Raw genomic sequence first — 20,344 nt, 5'->3', positions numbered from 1 at the left:
CTTTAAAGTTATAATAGTATACCATTACATAAGTAGGTTAAGTCATGGTAGATTTGGGACAAAAAAGATGAACGAGAGTTCATCTTTTTTATTTTCAACTTATACTCTAATAGCATCACTAAAAGGCTTTTAAGAGCACTTAAATACATTTAATCGATTTTTAAAACCTTTAATCTAAAAAAAGGCGCAACTCACCTAACTCTTGATTATATTTGAACTTACCATAACATAAGTAGGTTAAGTTCATGGTAGATTTGGGGCAAAAAAGCTGGACTCTCGTCCAGCTTTTTTATTTAATATAGAACACAAAAAAGCAGGCTTATTTTAAGCCTGCTTTTTTGTATAAAACTGTAATTAAAAATTACTTAGCTTCTGCATAGCGTCTTTCTACTTCATTCCAGTTAATAACATTAAAAAATGCATTAATATAATCTGGTCTTCTGTTTTGGTAATTTAAGTAATAAGCATGTTCCCATACATCTAAACCTAAAATTGGTGTTCCGCCACAAGTTACGCCTGGCATTAATGGATTATCTTGGTTTGGTGTAGAACACACTTCTACCTTTCCTCCTTTATGCACACATAACCATGCCCACCCAGATCCAAACTGTGTTGCTGCAGCTTTACTAAAAGCATCTTTAAAAGCGTCAACAGAACCAAAAGCAGCTTCTATAGCATCTTTTAATTCTCCAGATAAACGTCCTTTTCCTTCAGGATTCATCACTTCCCAAAATAATGAGTGGTTATAGAACCCACCACCATTATTTCTTACTGCTTTGTTATCCATATCTAAATTGGTAAGAATAGCTTCAATAGACTGTCCTTCTAATTCAGTGCCTTCAATAGCAGCATTTAACTTTGTTGTATAACCGTTATGGTGTTTAGAGTGATGTATTTCCATTGTACGTGCATCAATATTTGGTTCTAATGCATCATACGCGTATTTTAATTTTGGTAATTCAAAAGCCATAATAAAAAATTTTATGTTGTTAATTTAAATTTGATCAAATTTACGGATAAAAGAACTCAATAAAAAATAATAAATAGTTATGAAATCATTGATTGTTTTTATCTTGTCTCAAAATTTAAACTCTTATGTCCAAAGACCATTCTTTTAGTGTTTATGACGCTTCTGCTGGAAGCGGAAAAACATTTACACTAGTAAAAGAATATCTTAAAATACTATTTGCTTCAAATAAAAAAGAACAATTCAAACATATTTTAGCAATTACATTTACTAATAAAGCGGTTGGTGAAATGAAAGCTCGTATTCTGGAAATGCTAAAACTGTTTTCTAATACTGCTATTATAGAAACGCCAAATAGTATGTTTAAAGCTATTTGCGAAGAATTACCTATTTCGCCTCAAAAACTACATAACAAGTCTCAAGACGTTCTTAATAGTATCTTACATAATTATGCAGCTTTCGACATTTCTACTATAGATGGATTTAACCACAGACTTATACGAACCTTTGCTCATGATTTAAAACTACCCTTAAATTTTGAAGTAGAATTAGATGTTAATGCCTTACTTAACGAAGCCGTAGACAGCTTGATTGCAAAGGCTGGTAGCGATGAAACCTTAACAAAGGTGCTAATAGATTTTGCTTTAGAAAAAGCCGATGACGATAAAAGTTGGGATGTTTCTAGAGATTTTAACGCTATTGCTTCGCTTTTAATTAATGAAAATGATTTAGACTATGTAAAAACATTAGAAGATAAAACGCTTGAAGATTTTAAAACGTTAAAACAACAACTAATTGAGCAAATAAAAAAAGCAGAGCAAATAGTTATAGACACAGCAGAAGGTGCATTACAGCTTATACAAAATAATGGCTTGGAATTTTCAGATTTTTCTAGGGGGACACTTCCCAATCATTTTAAGAAAGCAAAAGAACTTAACTTTTTTGGGTTATATGCTAATCAATTAGAAAGTAACATTGCTGAAGGCCTAAAAATTTATAACAAAACATTAGATCCTTCTAAAGCAAGTGTAATTGATTCTATATTGCCACAAATAGGCACATATTATCAAGACACTAAATCGGCTGTTTTTCATCTTAAATTTTTAAAAGCTTTTTATAAAAACATAACACCGTTATCTGTTTTAAATGCCATTAATAATGAGTTAAACATTATCAAGGCCGACCAGAATAAAATGCTAATTTCAGAATTTAATAGTATTATTAGCGAAGAAATAAAAGACCAACCTACGCCTTTTATATATGAACGAATGGGAGAGAAATTTCGTCATTATTTTATAGACGAGTTTCAAGATACTTCACAAATGCAGTGGGAAAATTTAATTCCATTGGTAGACAACACCCTTATTGGCGAAAACTTAAAAGGGGAAAAAGGGACCACAATGCTAGTGGGTGACCCTAAGCAAGCAATATACAGATGGCGTGGCGGAAAAGCAGAACAGTTTATAGACTTAAGTAATGGGTTAAGCCCTTTTCATATTACGCCGTATAATGTTAGATTGGAGAGTAATTATAGAAGTTTTAAAAATATCGTTAATTTCAATAACGACTTTTTTAAATATCTATCGTCTGTCTCCTTTAGTGATCTTGATTATGCTAAGCTCTATGAAAATGCAGGTCAAAAATTGTTTATAGAGAATAAAGGCTATGTCGATTTAAATTTTATAGATTTCGACAAAGAAGATAATATTAATAACAAGTATTCTCAACAAGTTCTAGACACCATTAACTCTTGTATAGAAAATGGATACGAACTAAAAGACATCTGCATACTCGTTAGAAAGAAAAAAGAAGGCATTGCCATTGCTGAGTTTTTAAGTAATGAAGGTTTAAAAATAACATCGTCTGAAACGATGCTAATTAATAATGCTCCAGAAGTTCGCTTTATAAATAGTATATTAAACCTATTATTAAACTCAAAAGATAAAGATTCTAAAATCTACGTTTTAGATTATTTAGCAGAGGCATATAACATACAAGACAGACATGAGTATTTCATAAAGCATATTCATTTAGGACTAAACGAGCTATTTGAAAGTTTCAAGCAGTTCGATATTAATATTAACCCCAAAACACTTATACAAGAACCTTTATACGATGTAGCAGAAACTATTGTTAGAGTTTTTAAACTTGTTAAAAGCTCTAATGCTTACATTCAATTTTATTTAGATATCGTTTTAGAGTATTCTCAAAAACATATATCAGATGCTTTAGGCTTTCTAGACTATTTTAATAAAAAGAAAGACAATTTAAGTATTGTATCTCCTCAAAATCAAGATGCAGTACAGATAATGACCATTCATAAATCTAAAGGATTAGAATTCCCTGTAGTTATATTCCCTTATGCTCAATTAGATATTTATAATGAAATAGAGCCTAAAGAATGGTATAAAATAGATAAAGATAAATACAATGGTTTTTCATACACACTACTTAATTATACTAAAGATTTCGAGTTTTATGATAATGAAGGATTGCGCATTCACAAAAAACATCAGGCAGAATTAGAGTTAGATAATTTAAACCTATTATATGTTGCATTAACTAGACCAATAGAACAATTATACATTATAGGTAAAAAAGACATTTCCCAAAAAGGAGTTGTTAATTCAAAAACGTATTCGGGGCTATTAATTAATTTTTTAATACAAACAGGAAAATGGCAAGAGGGGCAATTAAACTATAATTTTGGAAATCCAAAAAGAACACAACAAACTCAAGACAACAGTAATAACACTATTGAGCAAAAAGAATTTATTACAACGGCTAAAAAGGACCATAATATAAAAGTAATTTCAAACTCTGGATACCTATGGGATACAGAACAACAAAATGCGATAGAAAAAGGAAATCTTATTCACGATATTATGGCACATATAAACACAAAAGAAGATATTGATTTTGTAATTAATGATTTTATTAACTCAGGAACTATTAATACTGAACAAGCTGAAGCTCTTAAAATTACTATACTACAGATAGTAGAACATCCAAAACTTAAAAATTACTTTAACGAAACCCATACTATATATAATGAACGCGATATTATTACTAAATCTGGAAACATTTTAAGGCCAGATCGTTTAGTAATAAATAATAAAAACCAAGCAGTTATAATAGATTATAAAACTGGTTTACATAACCCAAAATACCAACATCAATTACAAGACTATCAAGATGTTTTAGAAGATATGAATATAGCAGTCCTAGACAAAGTGTTAATTTATATAAATGAAGACATTAAAATACTTAACTATTAGTTACCCCTATTTAAAAGAATAAAAAAGAAGTTAGTTTCCATAACTAACACAAAAAACATATTAAATTTGCAATAAAAATAACACATTATGTACGGCAATATAAAAGAGCATTTACAAAACGAAATTCAAACGATAAAAGATAACGGTCTTTTTAAAGAAGAGCGTATTATTACTTCTCCACAAGGCGCTGAAATTACTTTAACTACTGGGCAAACTGTTTTAAACTTTTGCGCTAACAACTACCTAGGGCTATCCTCTCACCCAGAAGTTATTAAAGCTGCGCAAAACGCAATGGATACACATGGTTTTGGTATGTCGTCGGTACGTTTTATATGTGGTACACAAGACATTCATAAAGAATTAGAGCAAAAAATAGCCAATTTCTATGGTACAGAAGACACCATATTATATGCAGCTGCTTTTGATGCCAATGGGGGTGTTTTTGAACCTTTACTAGGAAAAGAAGATGCTATTATTTCAGACTCTTTAAATCATGCTTCTATAATTGATGGTGTGCGTTTATGTAAAGCTGCACGTTATCGTTATGCAAATAACAATATGGAAGAGTTAGAAGCTAGACTAATAGAAGCTAACGAAAATGGGGCTCGTTTTAAAATTATAGTTACAGATGGTGTCTTTTCTATGGATGGTATTGTAGCATCCCTTGACAAAATTTGTGATTTAGCAGATAAGTATGATGCTTTAGTTATGATAGATGAATGCCATGCTACTGGTTTTATAGGTGAAACTGGCCGTGGTACATTAGAAGAAAAAGGGGTTTTAGGAAGAATAGATATTATTACTGGAACATTAGGAAAAGCAATGGGAGGAGCCATGGGAGGTTACACCACTGCTAAAAAAGAAGTCATAGAAATTTTACGTCAACGCTCTAGACCGTATTTATTTTCTAACTCTCTAGCTCCAGCAATAGTTGGTGCTTCAATTAAGGTTTTCGATATGTTAGCTAACGATACTGCACTAAGAGACAAGCTAGAGTTTAATACAGATTACTTTAAAAAAGGAATGAAAGCTGCTGGCTTTGATATAGTAGATGGAGATTCTGCAATTGTACCTGTTATGCTTTACGATGCAAAACTTTCTCAAACAATGGCAAACATGCTATTAGAAGAAGGTATTTATGTTATAGGATTCTTTTATCCAGTTGTTCCAAAAGACAAAGCAAGAATAAGAGTACAACTTTCTGCGGCACACGAAAAAGAACATCTTGACAAAGCCATAGAAGCATTTACTAAAGTCGGCAAAACATTAAAAGTTATTTAAAACCATTCCATTATAAGCCACAAATAGCAACTGTTATCAATATTTTTATATATTTGTCTTTGTTAATAACGTTTAACAACTTATTTTTGCTCTAATTAACACTTAAAAATTAAATTTTTGAATATGAAAAATCTTAGCAGATTATTATTCGCACTAGTACTTATAGTAAGTTTTAGTAATGTGAATGCACAAAACCAAGATAACCCATGGGCTATCAGCTTCGGAATTAACGCCGTAGATGTATACCCTGTTGGTGAAGATGCTCCACAAGGAGATTACTTCGATGAATTTTTTAACGCAAAAGATCACTGGAACATTCTTCCTTCTTTATCTACAATAAACGTATCAAGATACATAGGAGATAACTTTACTGTTTCTGTTGGTGGGTCTCTAAATAAAATTGAAAAGTGGGGACAGTTCGAAACTGCAGCTGGAGATGTAGATGTTGCTGTAAATGATTTAAACTATTATGCTGTAGATGCTCGTGTTTCTTATAGTTTAGCTAACTTAATAAAATCTAAAAAGTTTGACCCAGCTATCGGTATTGGTGGTGGTTACACTTGGATTGAAGAAGGACCATACAATAACAACAATGTAGGAAGAAGAAGTAACTTAGGAGCTGGAACTTTAAACGGTTCTTTAGGATTAACTTACTGGTTTACTGATAATGTTGGTTTATATGCTCGTACGACTTATAAGCATGCTTTCTCTGACGATGGTGTTAAGCACTTTCAACACGCTGCTGGTTTCTCTGTAAGATTTGGAGGAAAAGATACAGATGGTGATGGAATCTTCGATAAGAATGATGCTTGTGTTGACGTATTTGGTTTAGAAGCTTTCAACGGATGTCCTGATACAGATGGTGATGGAATCGAAGATAGTAAAGATAGCTGTCCTAACGTAGCAGGTTTACCTGAATTCAACGGATGTCCTGATACAGATGGTGACGGAGTTGTAGATGCTAGCGATAAATGTCCTACAGTAAAAGGTCTTAAAGCTTTAGCTGGATGTCCTGATGCTGATAACGATGGTGTTGCTGATGGTGATGATAAATGTGTTAACGAAGCTGGACCAGCTGATAACCAAGGATGTCCTTGGCCAGATACAGATGGTGACGGAGTATTAGACAAAGATGATAAGTGTGTTAACGAAGTTGGAACTGTTGCTAACAATGGTTGTCCTGAAATCGTTGAGCCTACTCCTGAAGTAATCGCTACTTTAAACTCTTATGCTAAAACTATTTTATTTGATACTGGAAAATCTTCTTTCAAAGAAAAAACTTACCCAGTATTACAAGCTATCACAGGAATCTTAAAAGATTACCCTAAGTCTAACTTCACAATTGAAGGTCACACTGATAGTGTAGGTAGCAAAACTACTAACCAAAGATTATCTGATTCTAGAGCTAATGCAGTTATGGCTTACTTAGTACAAAACGGAATCGATCCTAGTAGATTAACAGCTATTGGATTTGGAGAAGATTACCCAATCGAATCTAACAAGACTAGAGCTGGTAGAAAAAACAACAGACGTGTAGAAGTAAAACTTAAAAAATAAGTTTACAAAAAACACATAAAATAAGTTACAAAAAACGCTTCGGTTAACCGAAGCGTTTTTTATTTTTATACAATGAAGAGTTTTATTTACGATGTTTTAAATCACTTAAATGAAAAAGGAGAGAACATATCTCTTCTAACCTTTATTCTTCCTAGTAAACGAGCTGGTATCTTTTTAAGACAAGAATTATCTCAAGTAGTAAATAAAACTATATTTTCTCCTAAAATTATTAGTATTGAAGAATTTGTAGAAGAATTAGCCCAGCTTAAAACAGTATCTAACACAGAGTTGCTATTTGAGTTTTACAACAGTTATATTACTTTAACCCCAAAAACAGAAAGAGATACTTTTGAAACATTCTCTAAATGGGCTCAAATATTATTACAAGACTTTAACGAAATAGACCGGTACCTTATCCCGCAAAATAATATTTTTGAATACTTAAGTGCTATTAAAGAACTTGAACATTGGTCTTTGGAAGACAATAAAACAAAGGTTGTACTTAACTATTTAAAATTCTGGGATAAATTAAAAATATATTATAACCATTACACTAAATCCTTAATCAATAAAAAAATAGGATACCAAGGTTTAATATACAGGGAAGCTGTAGAAAATATCCAATCTTACCTAGCAAGTAAGCCAAATACTAAACATATTTTTTTAGGTTTCAATGCCTTAAACACTGCCGAAGAAACAATTATACAAGAGCTTCTTCAAAATGAAATGGCCGAAATATTTTGGGATATAGATGAAGCGTTCCTAAACAACCCAATACATGATGCCGCTCTATTTACAAGAAAACACAAAACAAATTGGAAACATTTTAACAAGCATCCCTTTAACTGGATAACAAACCATTATACTAAAGATAAAAACATTTCTATATATGGTATCCCTAAAAATATAGGACAAGCAAAAACCGTTGGAAGTCTGCTTAAAACAATTTCTAAAAACAATCCTTCTTTAAAAAATACAGCAGTAGTACTAGGAGAAGAGAGTTTATTAATTCCTATTATAAATTCTATTCCAAAAGATGTAGAAGCTCTTAATATAACTATGGGGTTTCCTTTAAACTCAATACCTCTGGCCTCTTTATTTGAGTTATTGTTTACCATTCAAAAAAAGGGTGTAGAAAATTACTATTATAAAGATGTTATAAGTATACTTTCACATCAATTTATAAAACCATTATTTTCTACTAAAACTATAAATGTAGCCTCTATTATTATTGAAAACATTCAAAAAAACAACTTAGTATATTTAACAATTTCAGATATAAAAAAACATTCCAAGACACATCATGACTTAATTAATCTACTATTTTCTAACTGGAAAGATGATGCACACATAGCAATTGCAAATAGTTTTAAAATTATTAATGTAATAAAAACAGAGCTTTCTGTAGATAAAGAGTCTAATACTCTTTCTTTAGAATACTTATTTCGTTTTAATACTTTATTTAATGAATTACAGAGATTAAACGATGGCTTTAGGCATATTAATGATATATCTGCGCTATATAGCATATATAAAGAACTTTTAAGTTCTGAGACTTTAGATTTTCAAGGAGAACCCTTACAGGGTTTACAAATCATGGGAATGTTAGAATCTCGTGTGCTAGATTTTGAAACTGTAATAATAACATCTGTAAATGAAGGTATTTTACCTTCTGGAAAAACAAACAATTCTTTTATCCCTTTTGATGTAAAGATTGAAAATAACTTACCTACATATAAAGAAAAAGATGCTGTGTATACCTATCATTTTTACAGACTATTACAACGAGCTAAAACTATTTATATATTATACAATACAGAAATAGATGTTTTAACTGGTGGAGAAAAAAGTAGGTTTATAAATCAACTAGAATTAGAAAATAGCCACAAAATACAACATAAAATAATTACGCCTTCTGTACCTAGTTTTAAAACAGAATTAAAACAAATAGAAAAAACAGAAACCGTTTTAAAGCAATTAAAACAAATAGCAGGACGAGGGTTTTCCCCATCTTCTTTAACCAATTACATAAGAAACCCTATAGATTTTTACTATCAAAAATTATTAGGATTAAAAGATTTAGATGAAGTTGAAGAAACCGTAGCAGCAAATACTATGGGAACTGTTGTACATAATACACTCGAAGACCTCTATAAACCGTATATAAACATGCCACTTACGGTAGATTCTCTAAAAAAGATGAAATTAAAAATAGATAAAACTATTATACATCATTTTAGTAAAGAATATGTGGATGGAGATATGACTAAGGGTAAAAACTTAATTGTTTTTGAAATAGCAAAGCGTTATGTATTAAACTTTATAAATCTAGAAATCGAAGATCTAAAAAAAGGAAATAACATAACAGTGCTTGCGCTAGAGGCTGAGAATAGTATGACAATTCCAATAACTGAGCTAAATTTTGAAGTAAAAATAAGAGGTACTGTAGACCGCGTAGATAATTATAATGGAATTACAAGGATTATAGATTATAAGACAGGTAAAGTACTACAAAACCAAGTAGAAATACTAAATTGGGAAGATATAACAACCGACTACAAAAAGTACAGTAAAAGTTTTCAAATACTTACCTATGCCTACATGCTTAGTGAATCTAAAACGCTAGAGTTTCCAATTGAAGCTGGTATTATCTCGTTTAAAAACTTAAGTTCAGGATTTTTAAAATTCACAAAAAAACAACAAGCTAGAGGTGGTAAAAAAGAAACATTGATTACCGAAAATACTTTAAATTCATTTTTACAGGAACTAAAAAAAGTAATTATTGAAATTTGTAACCCTAATATAAACTTTATCGAAAAAGAAGTATAATTATGATATTAAAAAATACAGTTTTAGATAGAAAACATAAAAAATCTATACTATGGGATGCCTTTTTTAGTAAAGATAACAAACAAAAACCGTTAGTTATTTTTTGCCATGGCTACAAAGGTTTTAAAGACTGGGGCTGTTGGGATTTAGTTGCAGAATCTTTTTCTAAAGCTAATTTCTTTTTTGTAAAGTTTAACTTCTCGCATAATGGTGGTACCATAGAAAACCCTATAGATTTTCCAGATTTAAAAGCCTTTGGAGAAAATAATTATTCTAAAGAACTAGATGACTTAGATAGTATTCTTAATTTTTTATTATCTAACGAAAACCAACTCAAAAGTGAAATAGACTGTAATAATATTACTTTAATTGGTCATTCGCGAGGAGGCGGAATTTCCATTATAAAAGCCAGTGAAGATTCGAGAATTACAAAGTTAATTACATGGGCAAGCGTATGCAATTTTGGAAAACGTACAGCAACCATTGGTGATTTAGACACTTGGAAAAAAAATGGTGTAAAGTATATTTTAAATGGAAGAACAAAACAACAAATGCCACATAATTATCAATTTTATGAAGATTTCATTGCTAATGAAGAACGATTAAATATTGAAAAATGCGAAAAAAAAATAACCATACCTCATTTAATAATTCATGGAAAAGACGACCCTTCTGTATTTTATAAAGAAGCTGAAACCTTAAAAGACTGGAATCCTAAAAGCGAATTGTTTCCTATACAAAATTGTAATCATGTTTTTAACTCTAAACATCCATGGAATAGTAACAGCATTCCAGAAGCTTTAAATATTGCCATTAAAAAAAGTATCAACTTCATTTAAGTTAATGCTAACTTGTTTTTCTGTAACTCTCAATTTTATTAAGTAACAGCGCTTTGTTTATAGGTTTTGTTATGTAATCATTCATACCAATATTAAACACCTTATCTCTAGCAAACTCTGTAGTATCTGCTGTAACCGCAATAATTGGAATATCTTTAGAGATAGTACTAATACTACTATTTCTTATTACCGAAGCAGCTTCGTATCCATCCATAATTGGCATTTGCAAATCCATTAAAATAATATCAAACGTTTCTTTTTTTAATACCTCTAAAGCTTTCTTTCCATTAGAAGCAACTGTAATTTCTACTAATTTAGACGATTTTAAAATACGCTTTATAATGAGCTGATTCATAACATTATCCTCAACCACTAGAACTTTACACACAGTATTTACATTATTCTTTTCGTACTTATTTTTATTTTCATCAATGAACTCTTCTAAGTTGAAATCTATAGTCACTTTTGTACCAAAACCTTCATTACTATCTATTACTATATTGCCTTTAAAAAGCTCTACCAAATGTTTAACAATACTTAATCCTAAACCTATTCCTCCAAAGCGCCTGGTATTATTTAAGCGCATTTGCGCAAAACTGTCAAACAATCGGTTTTTTTTATCATCACTAATTCCCACTCCAGTGTCTATAACTTGTAATGTAAAATGGTGTGTGTTATTTTCTTTATATGTACATATAACAGTAAACTCAATTTTACCATAAACTGTAAATTTAACAGCATTACTCAATATATTATTTATAATTTGTGTAAAACGTTCTCCATCTCCCATAACAGATTTTGGGATATTTTCTGAAACGTTTAAAATATATTGAAGCCCTTTACGTTTTGCTGCTATTTTCCAATTATCGCTAATTTGTTTAATTGCGTTTCGAGGGTTAAAAGGCTGCATTCTTAATTTTAATTGGCCTTTTTCAATTTTTTCAAAATCCAATATGTCATTTATATTACTTAATAAACTAATAGAGGCTTGTTTAATTATTTCAAAGTTTTTATAACTTTCTTCGTCTTTATTTTTATCCAGTTGGTCATCTGCAATTCCCATAATTGCGTTTATAGGCGTACGCAGTTCATGACTCATATTAGACATAAAAAAACTTTTAAGTTCGCTAACTTCTTCAGATTTGTTTAATGCTAGTTTTTGCGACTCTTCCTTTTCTAATCGTAAATCGCGTATAAGATTTGTCATAGATAACGATAAAAAAACCACTTCGAGACCAATCCCGAATTTAGCACTATTTAAAATAATAAAATTATTGGGTAATAAGCTCAAATTATTCATAACAAACCCAAGAAGCCCAATAACTAAAAAGAAAATTCCAATGGAGAAAAAGGTATCAATCTGGATACGTTTATAACGCATATAAAACAATACTCCCAAAATTAAAATAAGACTTAACAAGCCATTTACATTACTAATAGGGTATACTAATGCTTTTGTTTTATCATTAATAAATAACAAAATACCTAAAATGATGATAATACTATATATTAATTTAAATCCATAATGTATAATGGTTGTTCTTGTTTTTATTTTTAAAAAATGTTCACAGTATTTTAATAAAAAAAAGTTTGAAAATAAAGCCGTAATTAAAACAATTCTATCATTAAAATAACCACCATTAGAAAATACATATTGAAACAAAAAACCATCTAAAGCAGATTGTAAAAAGGCTATTGAAAGTACATAAATACTATAATACAAGAATGTCTTTTTAGAAAGACTAGTATAAAAAAAGAAATAAACAAGCACTGCTAAAAACAAGAGCCCATAAAATACACCAAGAAATAACTGTTGACTATAGTTTTCTTTCCAAAAAGCATCTTCTGTATATAAATTAAGAGGCAGGTTTAAAGTTTCTCCATCACTCTTTAAATGCAAATAAAATTGTTGTTTAACTTGTTTTGGTATGGTAAATTTAAAAATAGTCTGCCGGTGTTTAACCTGTCTTTTAGAAAAAGGAATTTGATCTCCGCTCTTAAACACCTGTATATTACTATCCTTAACTTGAAATAGTGTTGCTATATCTGTAATTGGCCTAGCGGTTTTTAAGTAATATGTTTTAGGCTCTAATGATGAATTCTCTAAAACAAAATGTATCCAATAACTATCCGTAGTAAAACCGACACTCTGGTTATTAGAATCGATAGTATTAAATTTAAGATTAGGGTTACCAATAACATCTTGAATGGTTAACACCTTAGACGTCTTAAAAAAAGAAGCATATTCATAAAGCTCTCCTTTACTTCCTTCTGGGTTAAAAGCTACATTTTGCGCATTAGTTAAAGAGTAGCTTAACGCAATTATAAATAAAAGAAAGCGCATAAATATATTAAGTCTAGATTAGGTTGTCCACTAAAGATACAATTTACTTACGTAAAAACTATAGGGATGGTTTTACAAAGGACTTAATGTAAAAAAATGGACACCATTTGGTAATAACCAATAGCAGAATAACTATCAAATAAATGCATTAACAGACTAAATAAAAGCCTCGCTTATCTTTTTTATTTTAGACCACTCAACACTAAAACAGGTATAGTAGAAACGTAAAAGTCTTTTTTAAGAATAACGTTTTTTTCCCAAAGTTTTCCAAAAAAACCACGATTACGTCTTACAACACATAATAAGTCTGGGTTATAGTCTTTATAATGTTCTAACACCCCCTGAAAAGTAGTTGCGTTTTCTGTTTCAGTAATTGTTTCAACTAATGCTTTTAAATCATTATCTACATTAAAATCGTTGTCCTTATAAAATGGTGTTTTTACTAAAAGTAAATTAATCTTTGATTTAAAATCTTTTTTAATAATGTCTAAAGGTTCTAAAACGCCTTCTTTTTTTATAATAGCAGATTTAATAGCCATTAAAATAGAATTAATAGGTTTAAAACCATAACCTTCTGGAACAATTAGCGCAGGAATATCTGTTTGTTTTATTATTTTTCCTGAAGTTTTTCCTAAAAACACTTCATCTTTTATAGAATTTGTTCGTGGTTCTAATACTATCAAATCAATATCTAAAGACTTACAAACTAACTCTACAGTATTTACCAGTTTCCCTTTAAATGTTTTAGCTATTACTTGAACACCTGTAGTATCAATTTTTGCAATATGTTCGTCTAAAAAAGCTTTACTTTCTCTTTCTAGAATATGATCTATTTTAATCATAGTACCCGCTTTTGTATACACATTATAAACTTGTACAACATATAATTTTGCTCCTGTATATCTTGCAAAATCTACAGCGTATTGTAAATGGCTTTTTGCGTTCTTAGATGAACCAACTGGTACTAAAATATTCTTCATAATTAAAATAAGGTAATCAATGTAACACTACAAAAATACAGTTTTTTTAATCTGAACACATTTAAACCGACTTAAATAGTAAATAAAATCAGTATTATTTCACGATATTCGCCAGAATATTTATAATATTTTGAGTACAAATATTAGTTTAAAACATATAAATAAGTTGGCTATTCCTGCATTAATATCAGGAGTATCAGAACCTATATTATCTTTAACTGATGCCGCAATAATAGGGAATGTAGACTTAAACCCTACAGAGTCTTTAGCAGCTGTAGGTATAGTATCTACATTTATGTCTATGCTTATTTGGGTATTTGGACAAACCAGAAGCGCTATATCATCAATAGTCTCGCAATATTTAGGTGCTAACAAGTTAGAGGCTGTAAAAAACCTTCCAGGTCAAGCTATATTTATAATTACATCTTTAAGCCTTTTAACAATACTAAGTACCTACCCATTTACAGAGAGTATTTTTAAACTATATAATGCTTCAGGGACTATTCTAGATTATACTTCCGAATATTATAAAATTAGAGTATTTGGTTTTCCTTTTACATTATTTACTATTGCAGTTTTTGGAACATTTAGAGGATTACAAAACACCTATTACCCAATGCTTATAGCAATAATAGGTGCTGTAATAAACATTATACTGGATTATATATTAGTTTATGGGTTTTTAGATAGTATTCCTCCAATGCATATTAAAGGTGCAGCTTATGCTAGTGTAATTGCACAATTTATAATGGCTCTTTTTTCAGCTTACTTTTTAATAAAAAAAACAACTATTCCACTACGCATAACATTTCCTTTTAACAAAGAGATTAAGCGTTTTTTAATTATGATTGGTAACTTGTTTGTGAGAACATTAGCTCTAAATGCTGCATTGTTTTTTGCTACAAAATACGCTACTGCTTATGGGCCAGAGTACATAGCGGCATATACAATAGCTATTAATCTTTGGTTTTTAGGAGCCTTTATAATAGATGGTTATGCTAGTGCAGGCAATATTTTATCAGGTAAATTATTGGGAGAGCTAAATTATAACAAGCTTATAACACTTAGTAATCAACTTATAAAATATGGCATATTAGTAGGTCTATTAATGGCTTTAATTGGATTTATATTCTACTACCCAATAGGGCTAATTTTTAATAAAGACGAAGCTGTTTTAAAAGAATTTTATAACGTTTTCTGGATTGTACTCGCCATGCAACCATTTTGTGCACTTGCTTTTATTTTTGATGGTGTTTTTAAAGGTTTAGGAAAAATGAAAGATCTTAGAAATTTACTATTAATATCTACCTTATTAGTCTTCATTCCTGTTTTATTAATTTTAGATTACTTCAATTTAAAGCTTCATGCTGTTTTTATTGCTTTTACACTATGGATTATAGCTAGAGGACTACCATTAATTATAAAATTTAGAAAAGAATTTTTGCTGCTATCTCAAAACGAGTAACTTTGCTCCTGAATATATTAATTATAATACAATGGATGTTTTAAATTTTTTAGGAGGACAAGGTATGTTTATTCTCTTGGGCTTTGCTTTAATCGTTATTTATGTAGTAAATAGAATAAAAAGCAGACGTAGATAATGGGAAATATTCGTATTACAAAACAATTTTCTTTTGAAACTGGTCATGCACTTTACGGTTATGATGGAAAATGTAAAAATGTTCATGGACATAGTTATAAGCTTTCTGTAACGGTTATTGGACAACCAATAAAGGATAACACCAATGTAAAATTTGGGATGGTTATAGATTTTGGCGATTTAAAAAAAATTGTAAAAGAAGAAATTGTAAATGTTTTTGACCATGCTACGGTTTTTAATAAGAACACACCTCACATAGAATTAGCAAAAGAACTCAAAGACCGTGGACATAATGTGTTATTGGTAGACTATCAGCCTACTAGCGAAATGATGGTTCTAGATTTTGCTTCAAAAATTAAAAGACGTTTACCTAGCAGCATTAAATTACACTCTTTAAAACTACAAGAAACAGCAACATCTTATGCAGAATGGTATGCAAGTGAAAATTCTTAACAAAAATGTAGCAACTTAATTGTAAAACGACAAAAAGCACAATAAATTAAACTAAAACCTAATTAGTTTACATTTTTACCGCCAATAAGCTACGATAAATTCATTTTAACATATCTTTTTGAAAAAAAATATATTTCTGTGAAACCTGATAAAAACAGTACTTCGTCGATATTTTATGCATTTAATAGACGTTTATTGCAAAAAAATGATTTAAAAAGTTTTGTAAAGACACAATTTTTTATACATTTACCACCTGAAATTATGATACAAAATAAAAAAACATTTGCCTCATTCTTATTTGTATTAATAAGTTTTGTATGCTCCGCCCAAACCCCGCCGCCGCCTCAGCCGCCGCCAAGTCCTGTTGGTCTTCCAATAGATACTAATATTTTGATTCTAGTTATTTTAGGATTTTTATATGGTATTTATAAAATATATAAATTCAGAAAAAAGAAAGCTAGTATTTAATATTTTAGGGCGTTTAGTCTAGCAACGTATTTTCCAATAACATCAAACTCTAAGTTTACAACTGTTCCTTCTTTAAATGTTTTAAAGTTAGTATGCTCGTATGTATACGGTATTATAGCAACACTAAAAGTATCTCGTTGAGAATTCACAACAGTTAAACTAACTCCATTAACAGTAATAGAACCTTTTTCTATAGTTATATTGTTTAACGAACTATCATAATTAAAAGTAAACAACCAACTACCCGCAGTTTCTTCTACACCTACACATGTTGCAACTTGATCTACATGTCCTTGCACAATATGCCCATCAAGTCTATCTCCCAATTTCATGGCACGCTCCAAATTAACACGGTCATTAACTTTAAGAGCCCCTATAGCAGTTTTATCTAAAGTTTCTTTTATTGCAGTAACAACATAATTAGAATCAGAAATACTCACAACAGTTAAACAAACACCATTGTGTGCTACACTTTGATCTATTTTTAACTCTGAAGTAATCGAGCTATTTATTGTAATATGTAGATTATCTAAATCCTTTTTTAAATCCTTTACCACTCCTACGGTTTCAATAATTCCTGTAAACATAGTCTTAAACGTAATATTTAGTTAAATTTGTCGATGTAAAATTACAAACAAAAGTTATCATAATTAATGAGGAAAGAAGAAAATATTATCGTTGGAATATCCATAGGTGACTTAAACGGAATAGGCGCTGAAATTGTATTAAAAATTTTTGAAGATAATAGAATGTTAGAATTCTGCACTCCAGTTATTTTTGCATCTATAAAAACAATGAGTTTTGTAAAAAATCATTTTAAGCTAAATATTAATTTAAATAGCATACATAATACAAACCAGATAGTACATGGTAAAATAAATGTATTAAACTCTTGGAAAGAAAATGTTATTATCAATTTCGGAAAAGAAGATTCTAAAATAGGAGAATATGCAATTAAATCTCTAAAAGAAGCAACTAAAGCATTAAAAGAAGGAAACATAGATGTATTGGTTACAGCACCAATAAACAAACATAATATACAATCAGAAACATTTAAATTTCCTGGCCATACAGATTATTTAGCAAAAGAATTAAATGGTAATAGCTTAATGTTTATGGTAACAGATACATTACGAGTAGGCTTACTTACAGATCATGTTCCTGTAAAAGACATTTCAAATCACATAACACCAGAATTAATTGAAGAAAAAGTAGAAACCGTTTACAACTCTTTAAAACAAGATTTTAGGATTAGCAAACCAAAAATAGCCATGCTAGGCATAAACCCACATACAGGAGATAATGGAGTAATAGGTAATGAAGATGATGATATTATGAGACCAACACTTCATAAAATAAAAGAAGAAGGAAAATTAGTCTTTGGTCCATATGCTGCAGATAGCTTTTTTGGTTCTAACAATTATAAAAACTTCGACGCCATAATAGCTTCATATCACGATCAAGGTTTAATACCATTTAAAACGCTATCGTTTGGTCAAGGTGTAAACTATACCGCAGGATTAAGCCATGTTAGAACCTCTCCAGACCATGGTACTGCATACGAAATAGCAGGTAAAGGAACAGCAGACGTTGGCTCTTTTAAAGAAGCTATATTTTCTGCTATACATATATATGAATGCAGAAAGGAATATCAATTAATTAATAAAAACCCTTTAGCAATCTCAAAACGTAAACGTTACGAAAAATAAAGATTACAGGTATTAACAAAAAAAAGTATATAAAACGGTCTAGTTAATAAAAATTTGTATATTTGCAGGCTCAAAATAGATGTGATAATGAAGCGTTTGAAAGAATTTACAATTCCATTTGTTGGATTAAAAATAGGAAAACATCATTTTGATTATAAGATAAAGAAAGCGTTCTTTGAACATTTTGAGTATGAAGAGTTTAACGACAGCGATGTAAACGTTGACATTATACTAGAAAAAAAATCGACATTACTAGAGCTACACTTTGAAATATCTGGAGTAGTAAATGTTAATTGCGATTTAACAAATGAGCCCTATAATCAATTCGTAGAAAGTACTTTTGATTTAGTTGTAAAATTTGGAGAAGAGTATAACGATGAAAATATTGATATTCTTATTATCCCTCATGGAGAATACGAAATTAATATCCAGCAGTACATTTATGAGTTAATTGTTTTAGCAATGCCGTCTAAATGTATACATCCAGGAGTAGAAGATGGAACATTAAACTCAGAAATACTTGAAAAATTAGAAGAATTAAGTCCTAAAGCAAAGGATATAGAAGAAAACAAAGAGGACATAGACCCTCGTTGGAATACATTAAAGAAACTATTAACGGATAAATAAAATTATAAAATGGCACATCCTAAAAGAAAAATCTCTAAAACAAGAAGAGATAAGAGAAGAACTCACTACAAAGCTGTAGCGCCACAAATTGCAACTTGTCCAACAACTGGAGAAGCTCATTTATATCACAGAGCTCACTGGTTCGAAGGTAAACTATATTACAGAGGTCAAGTATTAATTGACAACTCGGCAACTGAAGAAAATTTAGCATAACTACTATGCATGCATATAGAAAAACGCTCACTTGTGAGCGTTTTTTTTATGATATTTTTTTCTTTGCGTTAAAAACAGCTTAATTTGTGTAATATTGACTAAAAATCATTAGTTTTATCAAAATTTCGCCTTTTTTGGACGAGTTTGAACATTATTTGGTCAAATTAACTTAAAAAGTATGAGTAAAATTTCGGCAGCGATTACAGCTGTAGGTGCCTATGTACCAGAATATGTATTGACCAATCAAATACTTGAAACGATTGTTGATACCAATGATGAATGGATTACTACTAGAACCGGTATTAAGGAGCGTAGAATCCTTAAAGGTGAAGGCTTAGGTACTTCGTACATGGCCATTAAAGCCGCTAAAGACTTATTACGTAAAAGCGGAACAAACCCAGAAGACATAGAGTTAGTTATAGTTGCTACCGCAACTCCAGATATGAAAGCTGCTTCTACAGCTGCATATACTGCGACTCAAATAGGTGCCGTAAATGCTTTTTCTTTCGATTTAGAAGCTGCATGTTCAAGTTTCTTATTTGGTATGTCTACCGCTTCTCGATATATAGAATCAGGGAAATACAAAAAAGTCCTTTTAATAGGTGCAGATAAAAATTCTTCTATGATTAATCCTAAAGATAGAGCAACATGCATTATTTTTGGAGATGGTGCAGGAGCTGTTTTGTTTGAACCTAATGAAGAACAATTAGGTTTACAAGACGAGTATTTAAGAAGCGATGGCGTAGGTAGAGAATTTCTACAAGCCAAAGTAGGAGGATCATCGTACCCAATGACGGCCGAAGCATTAGCAAATGAAGAACATTATGTTTTTCAAGATGGAAGAACAGTATTTAAAAATGCAGTTTCTAACATGGCAGATGTAGCCGTTAAAATTTTAGAACGTAATAATTTAACAAAAGATGATGTTGCTTGGTTAGTAGCACACCAAGCAAACAAAAGAATTATTGATGCTACGGCAAATCGTATAGAACTAGACCACAAGAAAGTAATGATGAATATTCATAAATATGGCAATACCACATCGGCTACACTACCATTACTTTTAAGTGATTACGAATCGCAACTAAAAAAAGGAGATAATTTAATATTTGCTGCTTTTGGAGGCGGATTCACTTGGGGTTCAATTTATTTAAAATGGGCTTATAACTCATAATAAACCAACTAAACTAAAATTTAAT

General features: G+C 30.3%; 16 protein-coding genes. 12 read left to right on the top strand and 4 right to left on the bottom strand.

Annotated features, from left to right (window positions below; translation table 11 throughout):
• Positions 1 to 361: 361 nt before the first annotated feature.
• Complete coding sequence (locus tag ACVC2P_RS05305) at positions 362 to 970, bottom strand: superoxide dismutase (RefSeq protein WP_452597435.1); 609 nt, start codon at positions 968 to 970, stop codon at positions 362 to 364.
• A 125-nt stretch (positions 971 to 1,095) separates the two neighbouring features.
• On the opposite strand from ACVC2P_RS05305, the gene ACVC2P_RS05300 reads away from it, so the two are divergent.
• From ACVC2P_RS05300 to ACVC2P_RS05280, 5 genes are all read left to right on the top strand, one after another.
• Positions 1,096 to 4,245 carry a UvrD-helicase domain-containing protein gene (locus ACVC2P_RS05300; RefSeq protein WP_452597434.1) on the top strand — a complete coding sequence of 1,050 codons (3,150 nt, stop codon included), beginning with the start codon at positions 1,096 to 1,098 and terminating at the stop codon, positions 4,243 to 4,245.
• A gap of 87 nt (positions 4,246 to 4,332) precedes the next feature.
• Entirely contained in the window at positions 4,333 to 5,526 is a 1,194-nt protein-coding gene (gene kbl / locus ACVC2P_RS05295; RefSeq protein WP_452597433.1) for a glycine C-acetyltransferase, read from the top strand.
• A gap of 123 nt (positions 5,527 to 5,649) precedes the next feature.
• On the top strand, positions 5,650 to 7,083 hold the full coding sequence (locus ACVC2P_RS05290) for an OmpA family protein (RefSeq protein ID WP_452597432.1): 1,434 nt from the start codon (positions 5,650 to 5,652) through the stop codon (positions 7,081 to 7,083).
• Between the two features lie 72 nt (positions 7,084 to 7,155).
• Positions 7,156 to 9,912: a PD-(D/E)XK nuclease family protein gene (locus ACVC2P_RS05285; protein WP_452597431.1), complete on the top strand. Its 2,757-nt coding sequence runs from the start codon at positions 7,156 to 7,158 to the stop codon at positions 9,910 to 9,912.
• A 2-nt stretch (positions 9,913 to 9,914) separates the two neighbouring features.
• A complete protein-coding gene (locus tag ACVC2P_RS05280) occupies positions 9,915 to 10,751 on the top strand; it encodes an alpha/beta hydrolase family protein (RefSeq protein WP_452597430.1) in 837 nt (278 codons plus the stop codon).
• Between the two features lie 7 nt (positions 10,752 to 10,758).
• Here the strand turns inward: ACVC2P_RS05280 and ACVC2P_RS05275 are convergent, their stop codons facing one another.
• Both ACVC2P_RS05275 and ACVC2P_RS05270 read right to left on the bottom strand, forming a co-directional pair.
• A complete protein-coding gene (locus ACVC2P_RS05275; RefSeq protein ID WP_452597429.1) occupies positions 10,759 to 13,095 on the bottom strand; it encodes a 7TM diverse intracellular signaling domain-containing protein in 2,337 nt (778 codons plus the stop codon).
• Positions 13,096 to 13,277: 182 nt separating this feature from the next.
• Positions 13,278 to 14,075: a universal stress protein gene (locus tag ACVC2P_RS05270; RefSeq protein ID WP_452597428.1), complete on the bottom strand. Its 798-nt coding sequence runs from the start codon at positions 14,073 to 14,075 to the stop codon at positions 13,278 to 13,280.
• Between the two features lie 130 nt (positions 14,076 to 14,205).
• Here ACVC2P_RS05270 and ACVC2P_RS05265 point away from each other — a divergent pair, with 130 nt between their 5' ends.
• From ACVC2P_RS05265 to ACVC2P_RS05255, 3 genes are all read left to right on the top strand, one after another.
• On the top strand, positions 14,206 to 15,540 hold the full coding sequence (locus ACVC2P_RS05265) for an MATE family efflux transporter (RefSeq protein ID WP_452597427.1): 1,335 nt from the start codon (positions 14,206 to 14,208) through the stop codon (positions 15,538 to 15,540).
• A 135-nt stretch (positions 15,541 to 15,675) separates the two neighbouring features.
• Complete coding sequence (locus ACVC2P_RS05260; RefSeq protein ID WP_452597426.1) at positions 15,676 to 16,128, top strand: 6-pyruvoyl trahydropterin synthase family protein; 453 nt, start codon at positions 15,676 to 15,678, stop codon at positions 16,126 to 16,128.
• 261 nt (positions 16,129 to 16,389) lie between these two features.
• Positions 16,390 to 16,596 (top strand): hypothetical protein, encoded by a 207-nt coding sequence (locus ACVC2P_RS05255; RefSeq protein ID WP_452597425.1) that lies wholly within the window; start codon positions 16,390 to 16,392, stop codon positions 16,594 to 16,596.
• Here ACVC2P_RS05255 and ACVC2P_RS05250 read toward each other — a convergent pair.
• Positions 16,593 to 17,183, bottom strand: a complete 591-nt coding sequence (locus ACVC2P_RS05250) for a riboflavin synthase (protein WP_452597424.1) — start codon at positions 17,181 to 17,183, stop codon at positions 16,593 to 16,595. The genes ACVC2P_RS05255 and ACVC2P_RS05250 overlap by 4 nt on opposite strands.
• 66 nt (positions 17,184 to 17,249) lie before the next feature.
• On the opposite strand from ACVC2P_RS05250, the gene pdxA reads away from it, so the two are divergent.
• The 4 genes from pdxA to ACVC2P_RS05230 all read left to right on the top strand — a co-directional run bounded on the left by pdxA (position 17,250) and on the right by ACVC2P_RS05230 (position 20,319).
• Positions 17,250 to 18,305, top strand: coding sequence for a 4-hydroxythreonine-4-phosphate dehydrogenase PdxA (pdxA, locus tag ACVC2P_RS05245; RefSeq protein WP_452597423.1), 1,056 nt, complete (start codon positions 17,250 to 17,252; stop codon positions 18,303 to 18,305).
• Between the two features lie 87 nt (positions 18,306 to 18,392).
• Positions 18,393 to 18,932 (top strand): YceD family protein, encoded by a 540-nt coding sequence (locus ACVC2P_RS05240; RefSeq protein ID WP_452597422.1) that lies wholly within the window; start codon positions 18,393 to 18,395, stop codon positions 18,930 to 18,932.
• Between the two features lie 9 nt (positions 18,933 to 18,941).
• Complete coding sequence (rpmF, locus tag ACVC2P_RS05235) at positions 18,942 to 19,145, top strand: 50S ribosomal protein L32 (protein WP_452597421.1); 204 nt, start codon at positions 18,942 to 18,944, stop codon at positions 19,143 to 19,145.
• A 178-nt stretch (positions 19,146 to 19,323) separates the two neighbouring features.
• Positions 19,324 to 20,319, top strand: coding sequence for a beta-ketoacyl-ACP synthase III (locus ACVC2P_RS05230; protein WP_452597420.1), 996 nt, complete (start codon positions 19,324 to 19,326; stop codon positions 20,317 to 20,319).
• Positions 20,320 to 20,344 lie beyond the last annotated feature (25 nt).

Source organism: Pontimicrobium sp. MEBiC01747, assembly GCF_053601635.1.
This window is presented reverse-complemented; position numbering and strand designations above follow the sequence as displayed.

Coding starts and splice junctions, on each gene's coding strand:
- ACVC2P_RS05285 (WP_452597431.1), top strand. CDS start 7,156: ATGAAGAGTTTTATTTACGATGTTTTAAATCACTTAAATGAAAAAGGA.
- ACVC2P_RS05250 (WP_452597424.1), bottom strand. CDS start 17,183: ATGTTTACAGGAATTATTGAAACCGTAGGAGTGGTAAAGGATTTAAAA.
- ACVC2P_RS05280 (WP_452597430.1), top strand. CDS start 9,915: ATGATATTAAAAAATACAGTTTTAGATAGAAAACATAAAAAATCTATA.
- ACVC2P_RS05240 (WP_452597422.1), top strand. CDS start 18,393: ATGAAGCGTTTGAAAGAATTTACAATTCCATTTGTTGGATTAAAAATA.
- ACVC2P_RS05230 (WP_452597420.1), top strand. CDS start 19,324: ATGAGTAAAATTTCGGCAGCGATTACAGCTGTAGGTGCCTATGTACCA.
- ACVC2P_RS05305 (WP_452597435.1), bottom strand. CDS start 970: ATGGCTTTTGAATTACCAAAATTAAAATACGCGTATGATGCATTAGAA.
- ACVC2P_RS05270 (WP_452597428.1), bottom strand. CDS start 14,075: ATGAAGAATATTTTAGTACCAGTTGGTTCATCTAAGAACGCAAAAAGC.
- rpmF (WP_452597421.1), top strand. CDS start 18,942: ATGGCACATCCTAAAAGAAAAATCTCTAAAACAAGAAGAGATAAGAGA.
- ACVC2P_RS05255 (WP_452597425.1), top strand. CDS start 16,390: ATGATACAAAATAAAAAAACATTTGCCTCATTCTTATTTGTATTAATA.
- ACVC2P_RS05300 (WP_452597434.1), top strand. CDS start 1,096: ATGTCCAAAGACCATTCTTTTAGTGTTTATGACGCTTCTGCTGGAAGC.
- ACVC2P_RS05260 (WP_452597426.1), top strand. CDS start 15,676: ATGGGAAATATTCGTATTACAAAACAATTTTCTTTTGAAACTGGTCAT.
- ACVC2P_RS05290 (WP_452597432.1), top strand. CDS start 5,650: ATGAAAAATCTTAGCAGATTATTATTCGCACTAGTACTTATAGTAAGT.
- pdxA (WP_452597423.1), top strand. CDS start 17,250: ATGAGGAAAGAAGAAAATATTATCGTTGGAATATCCATAGGTGACTTA.
- ACVC2P_RS05275 (WP_452597429.1), bottom strand. CDS start 13,095: ATGCGCTTTCTTTTATTTATAATTGCGTTAAGCTACTCTTTAACTAAT.
- kbl (WP_452597433.1), top strand. CDS start 4,333: ATGTACGGCAATATAAAAGAGCATTTACAAAACGAAATTCAAACGATA.